General features: G+C 71.6%; 14 protein-coding genes. 3 read left to right on the top strand and 11 right to left on the bottom strand.

The genetic code is table 11. The annotated features are described in order from the left end of the window. Positions 1-17: 17 nt before the first annotated feature. From KJK29_RS12850 to afsQ1, 4 genes are all read right to left on the bottom strand, one after another. Positions 18-602 carry a VanZ family protein gene (locus KJK29_RS12850; RefSeq protein WP_215119057.1) on the bottom strand — a complete coding sequence of 195 codons (585 nt, stop codon included), beginning with the start codon at positions 600-602 and terminating at the stop codon, positions 18-20. A 98-nt stretch (positions 603-700) separates the two neighbouring features. After that, a complete protein-coding gene (locus KJK29_RS12845; protein ID WP_215119053.1) occupies positions 701-1,318 on the bottom strand; it encodes a hypothetical protein in 618 nt (205 codons plus the stop codon). Next, the gene (locus KJK29_RS12840; RefSeq protein WP_215119051.1) at positions 1,318-2,919 is read right to left on the bottom strand and encodes a sensor histidine kinase; all 1,602 of its coding nucleotides are present in this window, start codon (positions 2,917-2,919) and stop codon (positions 1,318-1,320) included. Before KJK29_RS12840 ends, KJK29_RS12845 begins: the two co-directional genes overlap by 1 nt. Next, positions 2,916-3,593 carry a two-component system response regulator AfsQ1 gene (afsQ1, locus tag KJK29_RS12835; RefSeq protein WP_215119050.1) on the bottom strand — a complete coding sequence of 226 codons (678 nt, stop codon included), beginning with the start codon at positions 3,591-3,593 and terminating at the stop codon, positions 2,916-2,918. The genes KJK29_RS12840 and afsQ1 overlap by 4 nt, the downstream gene beginning before the upstream one ends. A 237-nt stretch (positions 3,594-3,830) precedes the next feature. On the opposite strand from afsQ1, the gene KJK29_RS12830 reads away from it, so the two are divergent. Next, the gene (locus tag KJK29_RS12830) at positions 3,831-4,580 is read left to right on the top strand and encodes a SigE family RNA polymerase sigma factor (protein WP_215119049.1); all 750 of its coding nucleotides are present in this window, start codon (positions 3,831-3,833) and stop codon (positions 4,578-4,580) included. Positions 4,581-4,822: 242 nt separating this feature from the next. On the opposite strand, the gene KJK29_RS12825 is transcribed toward KJK29_RS12830, so the two are convergent. Next, a complete protein-coding gene (locus tag KJK29_RS12825; protein ID WP_370869134.1) occupies positions 4,823-5,527 on the bottom strand; it encodes a uridine kinase family protein in 705 nt (234 codons plus the stop codon). Between the two features lie 56 nt (positions 5,528-5,583). On the opposite strand from KJK29_RS12825, the gene KJK29_RS12820 reads away from it, so the two are divergent. Further along, a complete protein-coding gene (locus KJK29_RS12820; protein ID WP_215119037.1) occupies positions 5,584-5,985 on the top strand; it encodes a hypothetical protein in 402 nt (133 codons plus the stop codon). Between the two features lie 83 nt (positions 5,986-6,068). Here the strand turns inward: KJK29_RS12820 and KJK29_RS12815 are convergent, their stop codons facing one another. From KJK29_RS12815 to deoC, 3 genes are read right to left on the bottom strand one after another with little or no spacing between them, the layout of a single operon-like run. Next, a complete protein-coding gene (locus tag KJK29_RS12815) occupies positions 6,069-6,953 on the bottom strand; it encodes an aldehyde dehydrogenase family protein (RefSeq protein ID WP_215119035.1) in 885 nt (294 codons plus the stop codon). Further along, entirely contained in the window at positions 6,946-8,409 is a 1,464-nt protein-coding gene (locus KJK29_RS12810; RefSeq protein WP_215124250.1) for an aldehyde dehydrogenase family protein, read from the bottom strand. Before KJK29_RS12810 ends, KJK29_RS12815 begins: the two co-directional genes overlap by 8 nt. Before the next feature lie 12 nt (positions 8,410-8,421). Further along, the gene (deoC, locus tag KJK29_RS12805) at positions 8,422-9,384 is read right to left on the bottom strand and encodes a deoxyribose-phosphate aldolase (protein WP_215119033.1); all 963 of its coding nucleotides are present in this window, start codon (positions 9,382-9,384) and stop codon (positions 8,422-8,424) included. Between the two features lie 216 nt (positions 9,385-9,600). Between deoC and KJK29_RS12800 the strand changes: the two genes are divergently transcribed. Next, positions 9,601-10,287 (top strand): PH domain-containing protein, encoded by a 687-nt coding sequence (locus tag KJK29_RS12800; protein ID WP_215119031.1) that lies wholly within the window; start codon positions 9,601-9,603, stop codon positions 10,285-10,287. Between the two features lie 71 nt (positions 10,288-10,358). On the opposite strand, the gene KJK29_RS12795 is transcribed toward KJK29_RS12800, so the two are convergent. The 3 genes from KJK29_RS12795 to KJK29_RS12785 form a co-directional block, all read right to left on the bottom strand. Next, positions 10,359-12,008 (bottom strand): phospho-sugar mutase, encoded by a 1,650-nt coding sequence (locus KJK29_RS12795; RefSeq protein ID WP_215119029.1) that lies wholly within the window; start codon positions 12,006-12,008, stop codon positions 10,359-10,361. Between the two features lie 339 nt (positions 12,009-12,347). Then, positions 12,348-13,184 carry a purine-nucleoside phosphorylase gene (locus KJK29_RS12790; RefSeq protein WP_215119028.1) on the bottom strand — a complete coding sequence of 279 codons (837 nt, stop codon included), beginning with the start codon at positions 13,182-13,184 and terminating at the stop codon, positions 12,348-12,350. Between the two features lie 93 nt (positions 13,185-13,277). Then, positions 13,278-13,715 carry a gamma-glutamylcyclotransferase gene (locus KJK29_RS12785; protein WP_215119027.1) on the bottom strand — a complete coding sequence of 146 codons (438 nt, stop codon included), beginning with the start codon at positions 13,713-13,715 and terminating at the stop codon, positions 13,278-13,280. Positions 13,716-13,809 lie beyond the last annotated feature (94 nt).

Raw genomic sequence — 13,809 nt, 5'->3', positions numbered from 1 at the left:
CCCATCTGCACTCCACGCTACGGAGACGAAGGCGGCAAAGCGTCGCTCCACGGAGCGATCCCGACCCTGGGAATCGTCGGGGTCCGACCCTGAGCCGGCTCCTCCGGGGGGAGGGGCGCCCGGGTCAGGGGCGCGAGGGCGCGGCGGCGCAGCCAGGAGCGGCCCGCCGGGACGAGCGCGAGATGCGCGAGGCCCACGCCCGCGGTGTTGAGGAACAGCGAGTCGACGTCCACGACCTGACCGGGCACGCCGGTCTGCAACAGCTCGATGCCCATCGACAGCAGCGCACCGGCCGCGACGGCGCGCAGCAGGGACGCCAGCGGCGAGACGGCCAGCCTGCCGCTCGCCATCGGCAGCAGCACGCCCAGCGGGGCGAGCAGGGCCAGCTTCTCGCCGATGTGGCGGGCCGCCTCGGGCCAGCCCAGGGCGAGATCGGCCCGGATCCCGGCGAACGGCCGCAGATTGGCGGGCATCACCCAGGGCACCTCCAACGGCCGCAGCGTGAACCAGGCGACGAACGCGAGGTGTGCGACGAGGAGGACACCCCCCGTCACACGGATGCGGAACTCGGCGCTGCCGCCGATGGAGCCTTGACGCTGCACGCCCCCCTAGACGCGGCCTCCGGCAGGATCGGTTCCGGGATACCCCCCGGGACGCGTGTGAGGCGTGCGCCACAGCCGGGCGGAGCCCGCCCGCGGCCTCACTCGCCGGCCACGTCCTTGGACGGCGGCTCGGTGCTGCCCGGGCGGGCCCGCACCTCGTCGGTGCACGCGTAGCGGCGCGGGGACTCGGGACCGGGGCCGCCCAGGACCACGGAACCGTCGCCCTCGGCGGCGGCCGAGTCGGAGAAGGTGCAGACGATCTGGGCCAGGGCGTACGAGGTGAGGCTGTCCGGCGCCGTGCTCAGCCGCAGCGTTTCCTCCGGGTCGCCCTTCAGCGGCCCGCCCACGGTGATGCCACCGCGTACGTCCGTGCTGTAGCCGGCCTCCTTCTCGGCGGGCGACGGAGTCTCGGCGAGCTGGTCCAGCAGGCCCTGCGCCACCAGCATGCGCCGCTCGGAGTCCGCCGCGCCGTCCGGGACCCGTACGGTCCGGTCGACGGTCACCAGCGAGGACCCGCACAGCAGGAACACCTGCACCGGCAGCCCCCGCGCGGCCCGCGTCGACACGTCCGGCTCGGCCAGCGAGCACTGCACCCGCGAGGGCGCGGGCCCGAAGTTCGTCGGCACCTCCGTCGCCCGGATCCCGCAGCCGGCCAGCGATACGGCGAGGGCGGGCACGGCGAGCAGACGAGACACGGCCGCGAGACGTACCGTCATCAGGCGTCCCCCCTCGAGTCCTCGCCCTTGGGCTGGTCGGTATCGCTCTCGGGCCGCTGCCCGTCGTCGGCGGGCTCTTCCGCCGGAGCGGTGCCGCGCGGGAGCCGCAGGGTGAACACCGCCCCCGAGTCCGCCGAGTTGGCCGCGGTGATCTCGCCGCCGTGGATGTGGGCGTTCTCCAGGGCGATGGACAGGCCGAGGCCGCTGCCCTCGGAGCGCGGCCGGGAGGCGCTGGCCTTGTAGAACCGGTCGAAGACATGCGGCAGCACGTCCTCGGGGATGCCGGGCCCGTGGTCCTGCACCTCGATGACGAGCGAGTCGTCGTCCGCGCGGACGGTCACCCGCACGGGGGAGCCGCCGTGCTTGAGCGCGTTGCCGATGAGGTTGGCCAGGATGACGTCGAGGCGCCGCGGATCCAGCCGGGCGTGGATACCGCGCTCGGCGTCCAGCTCCACCGCGTCCAGCCAGGCCCGGGCGTCGATGCACGCGGTGATCTGGTCGGCGATGTCGACGTCGTCCAGGACGAGCCGGGCGGTGCCCGCGTCGAAGCGGGTGACCTCCATCAGGTTCTCGACCAGGTCGTTCAGCCGCCGCGTCTCACTCACCACCAGCCGGACGGCGGGCTCGATCATCGGGTCCATGCTCCCGGTCTCCGCCTCCAGCTCCTCCTCCAGCACCTCCGTCACGGCGGTGATGGCGGTGAGCGGCGTACGCAGTTCATGGCTCATGTCCGCGACGAACCGCCGGGACGCCTCGTCCCGCGCGGCCATGTCGGCGACCCGCTTCTCCAGCGCCTCGGCCGCGTTGTTGAACGTCCGCGACAGATCGGCGAGTTCGTCGGTGCCGGACACCCTGAGCCGGGTGTCCAGCTTGCCCTCGCCGAGCCGGCGCGCGGCCGTCCCGAGCCGTTGTACGGGCTTCAGCACCGTCGTCGCGGCGGCCTGCGCGAGCAGCGCCGAGCCGATCAGCGCGAGCGCCGTGGCGATTCCCAGCGACCAGGCGAGCGAGTTCAGGTCCTTCGCCTCCGGTTCCAGCGACTTGAGCATGTAGCCGGTCGGGCCGCCGCCGATCACCCGCGTCCCGGCCACGAGGTAGGGCGTGTCGTGGTCTATGACCCGCTGCCAGTACAGGTGGTACGGGTGCTTGTTGGCCCCGTCGACCTTCTGCGTCTTGTTCACCGCCGTGCGCAGCGAGGCCGGCACGTCCCGCAGCGAGAAGCCGCTCAACCCGCCGGAGCTGCCGTAGACGGTCCTGCCGTCGGCGTCACGGGCGACCAGCAGCACACTGAAGCGCTGGTCGCTGCCCGCCATCTGGCCCGCGGTGTGCTGCAACTCGTCCTGCGTCGGCCGCTCGGGCAGCGCGCCCGCCCGGTTCTGCATCTCCTGCTCGAAGTCGCGCAGCACCGCGTCCTGCGCACGGGTGAGGACCGCCTCGCGGTTGAGCCAGTACGCGATCCCGGACGCGGACACGGCGGCCGTCAGGGCCACCAGGCCGAAGACGACGACCAGCCTCAGACGCAGACTGGTAAAGCGCAGCCGCGACAGAACTCCCTTGCGCGCCCCGGTCCAGCCGCGGGCCCCCCCTTGGTGCGCCTGTGTCACTGAGGCGCGTCCAGCCGGTAGCCGACACCCCGCACGGTACGGATCAGAGTGGGCGACGACGGCACGTCCTCGACCTTGGCGCGCAGCCGCTGCACACAGGCGTCCACGAGCCGCGAGTCACCCAGGTAGTCGTGCTCCCACACCAGCCGCAGCAGCTGCTGCCGGGACAGCGCCTGCCCCGGCCGCCGGCTCAGCTCCAGCAGCAGCCGCAGCTCGGTCGGCGTGAGCTGGAGGTCCTCGCCGTTCTTCGTCACGGTCATCGCCGAGCGGTCGATGACGAGGCTGCCGAACGACGCCGCGTCGTTGGACTCCCGCTCGCCGCGCCGCAGCACCGCCCGGATCCGGGCGTCGAGCACGCGCCCCTGCACCGGTTTGACGACATAGTCGTCGGCGCCGGACTCCAGCCCGACGACCACGTCGATGTCGTCGTTGCGCGCGGTCAGCAGGATGATCGGCAACTGGTCCGTGCGCCGGATGCGCCGGCACACCTCGAACCCGTCGATGCCGGGCAGCATCACATCCAGCACGATCAGATCCGGCCGCTGCTCGCGCAGCAGCTGCAGACCGTCCTCACCACTGGCAGCGGTCGCCACGCGGTGACCCTGGCGCGTCAGTGAGAGCTCCAGGGCCGTCCGGATGGCGTCGTCGTCCTCGATCAGCAACAGGGAAGGCACGGGCTCATTCTGGCCCATGAGGGGGGCGGGGTTCGACCTGTGGGCCGAGATCAGCGCCGCTCCTACCGCCGACACCTGTGGATGAACCGTGCTCGTCCTGTGGCCGACCCCTGTGACAGGCCTGTGACAGTCGGCGGACACGGCGATGAAAGTGCCGGGGCAAGCTTTTCGGCACAGGCAAGGAAGCCCGCCGGACCGGCGGGCCGCACACCGGAAGTCCACGACGGGGGGCGCGAGATGAACACGCTGCACGGCATCAGCACGAGCGCAGTGATCACGCGTCTGCACGACGTGCACCGGGGTTCCGAGAAGTCCGGTGCCGTGAGCGGGCGGGGGTGCGCTCGCGGCACCGGGCGTCAGCACACCGCCTACATGACGGTGGTTGACGCACCGACGGGGGAGATCAACAAGGGGGCTCACGGGGGAGCCGCGTACAGGGAGGACTCGGGGGAGCGCCGTTCGCTGTCGGAGGCGGAGTTCACCGCCTACGTCCAGGAGCGCCGCGCCTCCCTGTACGCCACCGCCTATCACCTCACCGGCGACCGCTTCGAGGCCGAGGACCTGCTGCAGAGCGCGCTGTTCTCGACCTACCGGGCGTGGGAACGGATCAGTGACAAGGCTGCGGTCGGCGGATATCTCCGCCGCACCATGACCAACCTGCACATCAGCGCGTGGCGCCGCCGCAAGCTGAACGAGTACCCGACCGAGGAGCTGCCGGAGACGCCCGGCGACACGGACGCGATGCGCGGCACCGAGCTGCGCGCGGTCCTGTGGCAGGCGCTGGCCCGGCTGCCCGAACTCCAGCGCACCATGCTGGTCCTTCGTTACTACGAGGGCCGCACGGACCCGGAGATCGCGGAGATCCTCGACATCAGTGTCGGCACGGTGAAGTCCAGCATCTGGCGGTCGCTCCGCCGGCTGCGCGAGGACGAGGTCCTCAGCTTCGGCCGTGACGAGGAAGACGCCTTCGGCGAGCTCGTGGCCTGAAGGTTCGGGGGGAGCACCACAAAGGGGGCCCACGGGGGACTGGGAAGACGCTGGGGGGCGTCTGCTCAGGAGAGTGGGGACACGGGGGGAACGAGGGGGGAAACGGGGGAGCACCCTGGGGGGGAGCACCACGGGGGAACACAAGAGCGGGACTGGAGGGCCGGGGGGTCCGTCCAGTCCCGCTTCTCTCGTTGCCGTGTCTCGGCCTCGTGCCTCAGGGGCTTGTTTCTCAGGCTTGCTTCTCAGGCCGCCGTACGGAGACTCGCGCACCGGCCCGCCGCGGCGGCCGCCAGCCGGCCCATCGCCTCGTCGCGGTCGCAGGCGTACGCGCCCAGCGCGCTCTGCCGGGCGACGATCGAGCGCTCCTGCCGCATCAGACGCCAGCCGCGGCGCAGCAGGAACGGCACCGACTTGCGGCCCTCCTTCAGATCCCGCAGGAACCGGCGGCGGAACGTCTTCACCGGGCCGCGGCTCAGGCACAGCGCGTCGGCCAGGACGCCCAGTTCCCGGCAGCGTGTGACGATCTCCGCGGCGAAGATGCCCTCCGCGAGGAACAGCGGGGTCCGTCCGATGTCGACCGTCTCCTCGCCGGTGCGGGCGCTGAGGGAGAGGTCGTAGACGGGGACGGCCGTACGGCCCGTACGGCACAGCCGGGTGATCGCGGCGACGGCCGTGTCCGCGTCCCAGGAGTCCGGATGGTCCCAGTCGATGTCCGAACTCCCCTCCACCAGAGGCAGAGTCGGGTCGTCGCCCTCCTTGTAGAAGTCGTCGAGCCGCAGCACCGGAAGGCCGGAGCGGGCCGCGAGGAGGGACTTGCCGGAGCCGGAAGGGCCGCAGAGCAGCACGACTCGCGTCGGTATGGGCAGAGGGGAACTCACGGGACACCAGTGTGAGGCATCCATCGGGCGTCGTACGACCCCGCGGGTCGCCTTTGATGCGCGCGTCACATCTCAACTACCCTTCGTGTCGTTCCGATTACCCAGAGCGTCAGAAGGTGGCAACGATGGCCCGACACGTCTCACCCAAGAAGCCGACCGTCCAGCGTGCCCTGGCCGTCCTCGCGACCGCGGGAGTGGCGCTGGGGGCGGGTGCGGGGGCGGCGTCGGCCGCGGCGGGCGCCGGCTCGGTCCTGGACATGGCCCACACCTCCCTGGGCAAGACCGACCTCCGCTCCGGCCTCCAGGCCGCCGGCGACACCCTCGCCTACACCACCGGCACGGTCACGGGCCTCAAGCCCAACCCCCTCTCCGGCACGGGAGTCGACCCCCTCGACAACAGCGTCGGCACCGAGGTCGCCGACTTCAAGCCGATGACGTCCCGCGAGGTGACGGGGCCGGTGGCGCAGGCACCGTCGGTCGGGGGTCTCCCGGTGGTGGAGCAGGCGGCCGGGGCGCTCTCGCGGTAACTCGCGGCCCGTGCGGAGAAGCCCCGGACCTCCTGGACGGAGGAGAGCCGGGGCTTCCGTATGAGGGGGGGGCGGGGGTGGCGTCAGTAGGAGGAACCCGACGCGCCCAGTGACCCCGTGGGGTGCCAGACCGTTTTGGTTTCCAGGAATGCCGTCATGCGGTCGGTGCCCGGGGGCTCCGTGTAATCCACAGGCTGTGGACGGAGGACGCGCTTGAGGTTGTCGGCTGCCGCGATCTCCAGGTCCTTCGCGAGGGGCTCGTCGGCGCCCGCGAGGTCGATCGCGTTGACGTCCTGGTGGGAGGCGAGGGGGGTCGCGATCTCCGCTGTGCGGCCCGAGAGGATGTTGACCACGCCGCCGGGGACGTCCGAGGTGGCCAGGACCTCGGCCAGGGACAGGGCGGGGAGAGGGGACTTCTCGCTGGCTACGACGATCGCCGTGTTGCCTGTGGCGATGACCGGGGCCAGCACCGAGACGAGGCCCAGGAAAGACGACTCCTGGGGTGCCAGGACCGCGACCACGCCCGTCGGCTCGGGGGAGGACAGGTTGAAGAACGGGCCCGCCACCGGGTTGCCGCCGCCGACCACCTGGGCGATCTTGTCGGTCCAGCCCGCGTACCAGACCCAGCGGTCGATCGTCGCGTCCACGACCGCCGCCGCCTTGGACTTCGACAGGCCCTCCGCGTCGGCCACCTCGCGGGTGAACTGGTCGCGGCGGCCCTCCAGCATCTCGGCGACGCGGTAGAGGACCTGGCCGCGGTTGTACGCCGTCGCGCCGGACCAGGCGCCGAACGCCTTGCGGGCCGCGACCACGGCGTCACGGGCGTCCTTGCGGGACGACAGCGGTGCGTTCGCCAGCCACTTGCCCTTGGAGTCGCTCACCTCGTACACCCGGCCGCTCTCGGAACGCGGGAACTTTCCGCCCACGTACAGCTTGTAGGTCTTGAGGACACTGAGTCGGTCAGACATCGAGGTACGCCTCCAGGCCGTGACGGCCGCCCTCGCGGCCGAAGCCCGACTCCTTGTAGCCGCCGAAGGGCGAGGTCGGGTCGAACTTGTTGAACGTGTTGGACCAGACGACACCCGCGCGGAGCTTGTTCGCGACCGCCAGGATGCGCGAGCCCTTCTCCGTCCAGATGCCGGCGGAGAGGCCGTACTGCGTGTTGTTGGCCTTGGCGACGGCCTCGTCCGGGGTGCGGAAGGTCAGGACCGACAGCACCGGGCCGAAGATCTCGTCGCGGGCGATGCGGTGCGCCTGGGTGACGTTCGTGAAGAGCGTCGGGGCGAACCAGTAGCCGCTCTCCGGGAGTTCGCAGGCCGGGGACCAGCGCTCGGCGCCCTCCGCCTCGCCCTGCTCGACGAGGGAGGTGATGCGGGTGAGCTGCTCCTCGGAGTTGATCGCCCCGATGTCGGTGTTCTTGTCGAGCGGGTCGCCGAGGCGCAGCGTCGACAGGCGGCGCTTGAGGGAGTCGAGCAGCTCGTCCTGGATCGACTCCTGGACCAGGAGGCGGCTGCCGGCGCAGCAGACCTGGCCCTGGTTGAAGAAGATGCCGTTCACGATGCCCTCGACGGCCTGGTCGATGGGGGCGTCGTCGAAGACGATGTTGGCGCCCTTGCCGCCCAGTTCCAGCGTGAGCTTCTTGCGGGTGCCGGCGACCGTGCGCGCGATCTCCTTGCCGACGGCCGTGGAGCCCGTGAAGGCGACCTTGTTCACGTCCGGGTGGGCCACCAGCGCTGCGCCCGTGTCGCCGTAGCCGGGGAGGATGTTGACGACGCCCTTGGGGAGACCGGCCTGGCGGCAGATGTCCGCGAAGAACAGCGCCGAGAGGGGCGTCGTCTCGGCCGGCTTCAGGACGACCGTGTTGCCCGTCGCGAGGGCCGGGGCGATCTTCCACGCCAGCATCAGGAGCGGGAAGTTCCAGGGGATGACCTGGCCCGCCACACCGAGCGGCTTCGGGTTCGCGCCGTAGCCGGCGTGGTCGAGCTTGTCGGCCCAGCCCGCGTAGTAGAAGAAGTGCGCGGCGACCAGGGGCAGGTCGGCGTCGCGCGTCTCCTTGATCGGCTTGCCGTTGTCGAGGGTCTCGAGGACGGCCAGCTCGCGGGAGCGCTCCTGGATGATGCGGGCGATGCGGAAGAGGTACTTCGCGCGCTCCGCGCCCGGCAGCGCCGACCACTTCTCGAAGGCCTTGCGGGCGGCCTGGACGGCGCGGTCCACGTCCGCCTCGGTCGCCTGGGCGATCTCGGCGAGGACCTCCTCGGTGGAGGGGCTGACCGTCTTGAAGACCTTGCCGTCGGCCGCCTCGGTGAACTCACCGTCGATGAACAGGCCGTACGAGGGCGCGATGTCGACGACCGCGCGGGACTCGGGGGCCGGGGCGTAGGCGAATGCGGGTGCAGACGCGGGTGCGGATGCCACGTTTTCCATACTCATGGGGTCTCAGTCCACCGTCACGTAGTCGGGGCCGGAGTAGCGGCCGGTGGCCAGCTTCTGGCGCTGCATCAGGAGGTCGTTCAGCAGCGAGGAGGCGCCGAAACGGAACCAGTGGTTGTCCAGCCAGTCGTCGCCCGCGGTCTCGTTGACCAGGACGAGGAACTTGATGGCGTCCTTGGTGGTGCGGATGCCGCCGGCCGGCTTCACGCCGACCTGGACACCGGTCTGGGCGCGGAAGTCCCGGACGGCCTCCAGCATGAGGAGGGTGTTGGCCGGGGTGGCGTTCACCGCGACCTTGCCGGTGGAGGTCTTGATGAAGTCCGCGCCCGCCAGCATCCCGAGCCAGCTCGCGCGGCGGATGTTGTCGTACGTGGACAGCTCGCCCGTCTCGAAGATGACCTTCAGGCGCGCGGATGTGCCGCAGGCCTCGCGGACGGCGGCGATCTCGTCGTACACCTTCAGATAGCGGCCCGCGAGGAACGCGCCGCGGTCGATGACCATGTCGATCTCGTCCGCGCCCGCGGCGACGGCCTCGCGGACGTCCGCCAGCTTGATGGTGAGCGGGGCGCGGCCCGCCGGGAACGACGTGGCGACGGAGGCGACCTTCACATCGGAGCCGGCTACGGCCTCCTTGGCCACGGCCACCATGTCGGGGTAGACGCAGACCGCTGCCGTGGCGGGCGTCGTACGGTCCGTCGGGTCGGGCTTGGCCGCCTTGGCGCCGAGCGCCCGGACCTTGCCCGGGGTGTCCGCGCCTTCCAGCGTCGTCAGGTCGACCATCGAGATGGCGAGGTCGATGGCGTACGCCTTCGCGGTCGTCTTGATCGAACGTGTGCCGAGGGAGGCCGCGCGTCCCTCGAGTCCGACCGCGTCGACGCCGGGGAGCCCGTGGAGGAAGCGGCGCAGCGCGCTGTCGGACGTGGTGACGTCCTTGAGGGGGTGAGCTGCGGTGAGTGCAGAACTGGGCATGGTCACCAGACGAGCATATCTACGCGCGTAGCGGCTGTACAGCCCTGGGGTTGTCTTGGGTGGGAGGTGGTGGGGGTGTTCTGAGTGGGGTGGGGAGCGGTGGGGTGCGGGTGGTGGCTTTCGCTTTGAGGGGGTGGTGGCTTTCGCTTTGAGGGGGGCAGGGGCTTGAGCTGGGGTGCCAGGGGTGGGGTGGGCCGCGTCCGGCAGAATCGGGGTATGACGAGTCCCGAGTCCCAGTCGCCCGAGTTCAAGGACCGGGTCTACCGGTCGGTCCCGGCCATCGCCGGTGGCGTGATGCTGCTCGCCATCGCCGCGTGGCTCGGCATCGACGCGCTCGTGTCGGGGCAGGGGCGCACGCAGTGGCTGACGCTCGCGGTCATGCTGTTCGTCGTGCCGCTCGTCGTCGCCTTCACCCTGCGGCCCGCCGTGTACGCGGGCGACGACCTGCTGCGGATCCGCAATCCCTTCCGCGTCATCGTGCTGCCCTGGGGGCAGGTCGCCGCGCTGAAGTCCGCCTACTCGAACGAGGTCCTCACCGAGTCCGGCGCCAAGTACCAGATGTGGGCCGTCCCCGTGTCGCTGCGCGCCCGCAAGAAGGCCGCGCGGCGTGAGATGCGGGCGACCGCGCAGGCGCGGCGGACCATGGGGCGGGACGAGGGGCGGGGCGGTGCGCTCGGGATGGGGTCCGGGCTGGGGCAGGGGCTCGGTGGGGGCGGTCCGGAGTCCCAGGGGCCCGCGCGTGCGGGGACCGACCAGATCATGGACGAATTGCGGGGGTTGCACGAGGAGCGGCACGGGGCTGAGGCCGCGCAGGGTGAGGTGACCGTGCGGTGGGCCTATGAGGTGGTGGGGCCGGCGGTTGCCGGGGCGGTGCTTGTCGCGATTCTGCTGGCTGTGGGGTAGCTGCTGGCTGTGGGGTAGCGGCAGGCAGGGTTTGTGCAGGGGTGCCCCCGGGGGCACCCCTTTTGTTGTGGTCAGATGCCCGCTGACTTCGAGAGGTCGCGTTTGATCGACTCCAGCAGCGTCGTCGCCTTCGCTCGGGCCGTGGGGAGGTCCGTGGGTGACGCGACCGGGATCACGACCTCCAGGTAGCACTTCAGCTTCGGCTCCGTGCCGCTCGGGCGGACGATGACCCGGGCGCCGTCCAGCGTGTAGCGCAGGCCGTCGGTGGGCGGGAGGGTTTCCGTGCCCTGGGTGAGGTCTTCGGTGCGGGTGACGGGGAGGCCGGCCAGTTCCGTCGGGGGCTGTTCGCGCAGGCGGTGCATCGCGGCGGCGATGAGGGAGAGGTCCTCCACGCGGACCGACAGCTGGTCCGTGGCGTGCAGGCCGTGTTCCACGGCCAGGTCGTCGAGGAGGTCCAGGAGGGTGCGGCCCTCCGACTTCAGCCGCGACGCCAGTTCCGTGATCAGGAGCGCGGCCGTGATGCCGTCCTTGTCGCGTACGCCGTCGGGGTCCACGCAGTAGCCGAGGGCCTCCTCGTAGCCGTAGCGCAGGCCCTCGGCGCGGGCGATCCACTTGAAGCCGGTGAGTGTCTCGACGTGGGGGAGGCCCGCCTTCTCGGCGATACGGCCGAGGAGGGAGGACGAGACGATCGACTCCGCGAAGGTGCCGGTCGCTCCGCGCTGGACCAGGTGGGCGGCGAGGAGGGCGCCGACCTCGTCGCCGTGGAGCATGCGCCAGTCGTTGCCGTCGCCGTTGCCGTCGCCGTCCCGTACTGCGACGGCGCAGCGGTCCGCGTCCGGGTCATTGGCGATGATCAAGTCGGGGGCGGTTTCGCGGGCCTTGGCGAAGGCCAGGTCCATCGCGCCGGGTTCCTCCGGGTTGGGGAACGCGACGGTCGGGAAGTCCGGGTCGGGGTCGGCCTGTTCCGTGACGAGGGCCGGGGGCGGGAAGCCCGCGCGGGCGAAGGCCGCCAGGAGGACGTCCTTGCCTACGCCGTGCATCGCCGTGTACACCGTGCGGGCCGTGCGGGGGGAACCCTTGGCCAGGACGGCGTCGGTGCGGGTGAGGTAGGCGTCGAGGACGCTGTCGTCGAGGGTGTACCAGCCGTGGGTGGGGCGGGGGACGGTGGTGAGAGTCTCGATGGCGGCGATCTCTGCCGCGATGTCGATGTCGGCCGGGGGGACGATCTGGGAGCCGTCGCCCAGGTAGACCTTGTAGCCGTTGTCGCGGGGTGGGTTGTGACTGGCGGTGACCTCTACGCCCGCGACCGCGCCGAGGTGCCGTATGGCGAAGGCGAGGACGGGGGTGGGGAGGGGGCGGGGGAGGACCGCGGCGCGGAGGCCGGCGCCGGTCATGACGGCGGCGGTGTCCTGGGCGAAGTCGAATGACTTGTGGCGGGCGTCGTAGCCGATGACGACCAGGCCGTTGTCGTGGCCCTGCTTCTTGAGGTAGGCGGCGAGGCCCGCGGCTGCGCGGATGACGACCGAGCGGTTCATGCGCATGGGGCCGGCGCCGAGTTCGCCTCGGAGGCCGGCGGTGCCGAACTGGAGCGTGCCGGAGAAGCGGGCGGCGAGTTCGGTGTGGTCGTCGGCGTCGAGGAGGCGGGCGAGCTCGGCGCGGGTGTCCGGGTCGGGGTCCTCGGTGAGCCACGCCTGGGCCTGTGCGATGAGTTCGTCGTGCACGGTCGGTCTCAGCCTCTCGGTTGTCGGGGGTGCGCGATGCCTGCGGCGCCTGTGCGGCCTCGGTGGGGGTGTGCGTAGCGCCTGTCGCGGGGTGGTGGGTCGGGGCCGCGTCGGGGGGTGTCCGTCCTCGGAACGGCGCGATGGGGTCGGACGCCGACTGGCTGTTCGTTGACGCGCCAACCGCTGCGGGCGGACACCCCCCGACACGTCCCCTGCTCGCCGTACGCGGGTGCGCGTGCGTACCGGCTGAGCGGCCGCCGGCCCGTCGCCGTGGGCGCGGCGGTGCCCCGCTCCGCCGGGTTGCGGGCCCAGCCGGCTCCGGCACCGACGCCGGGTGTCTTACAGGCGTCCCAGGACCTGGGCGAGCAGGGAGCCCATCCTCGTCGCCGAGTCGCGGCCGGCCTGGAGGACCTCCTCGTGGTTGAGGGGCTCTCCGGTCATGCCCGCGGCGAGGTTGGTCACCAGGGAGATGCCGAGAACCTCCGCACCCGCTTCCCGGGCGGCGATCGCTTCGAGGACCGTGGACATGCCGACGAGGTCCGCGCCGATGACGCGGGCCATGCGGATCTCGGCCGGAGTCTCGTAGTGCGGGCCGGGGAACTGGGCGTAGACGCCCTCCTCCAGGGTGGGGTCGACCTCCTTGCACAGGGCCCGCAGGCGCGGGGAGTAGAGGTCGGTGAGGTCGACGAAGTTGGCGCCGATGATGGGGGAGGTGGCCGTGAGGTTGATGTGGTCGCTGATCAGGACCGGCTGGCCGGGGCGCATGCCCTCGCGCAGGCCGCCGCAGCCGTTGGTGAGGACGATCGTCTTGCAGCCGGCCGCCACGGCGGTGCGGACGCCGTGGGAGACGGCGGCGACGCCGCGGCCCTCGTAGTAGTGCGTGCGGCCGAGGAAGACCAGCGCGCGCTTGTCGCCGATCTCGTACGAGCGGATCTTGCCTCCGTGGCCCTCGACCGCCGGGGGCGGGAAGCCGGGCAGCTCGGTGACCTGGAACTCGGCGGCGGGATCGCCCAGGGCGTCCACGGCCGGGGCCCAGCCGGAGCCCATCACGAGGGCGACGTCGTGGGTCTCGGCGCCCGTCAGTTCGCGCAGGCGGGCCGCGGCGGCGTCGGCGGCGGCCCTGGGGTCGATCGGGGCGGCGCCCTGGATGTCGTCCGGAAGAAGAGATGCGTTCACGCCGACGAGGGTAGCCGGTGAATGCCTACGCGCGTAGATGGTGGAGCCGACGGGGTGGCGATCGTTGTCTTGTCGTTTCCGACAGGCAGAGGCTCAGCAGGGGCGCTTGCGGAGTTCCATCACATAGTCGTGCGGGGCGCCCGCCGATTCGGCCGCGTCGGCGATCTCGCCCAGGTAGCGGGCGGAGGGCAGGCCGCCCTCGTAGGCGTTGAGGGCGTAGGACCAGGCCGGCTCGTCGGCCTCCAGGGTGTGCACCCGTACACGGGTACGCCGGTAGATTTCCAGGCCCACGCCCTCCCAGCGGTCCATCGAGTCCTCGTCCATGGGGGCGATGTCGTAGAGGGAGACGAAGACCTGGGAGGTGGGGTCCTCGACGATCGTCGGCAGGGCGCCCTCCCAGCCCATGTGCTCGCCGCCGAAGGTCAGCCGCCACCCGTTCAGCCAGCCGGTGGCGCGCAGCGGCGAGTGCGGGGCGCGGCGGGACATCAGCCGCGCGTCGAGGTTGCCGGCGTACGCGGCGTAGAGCGACATGGGGGAAGGGTACGGCAGGTGGACTCGCGTCACTCGCGTAACGGAGCCGCATCGCGGCGGGCCCCCGGGCGGTGTCCCGTTGAGCGGTGCGGGA

This window comes from Streptomyces koelreuteriae (assembly GCF_018604545.1).
GTDB lineage: Bacteria > Actinomycetota > Actinomycetes > Streptomycetales > Streptomycetaceae > Streptomyces > Streptomyces koelreuteriae.
This window is presented reverse-complemented; position numbering and strand designations above follow the sequence as displayed.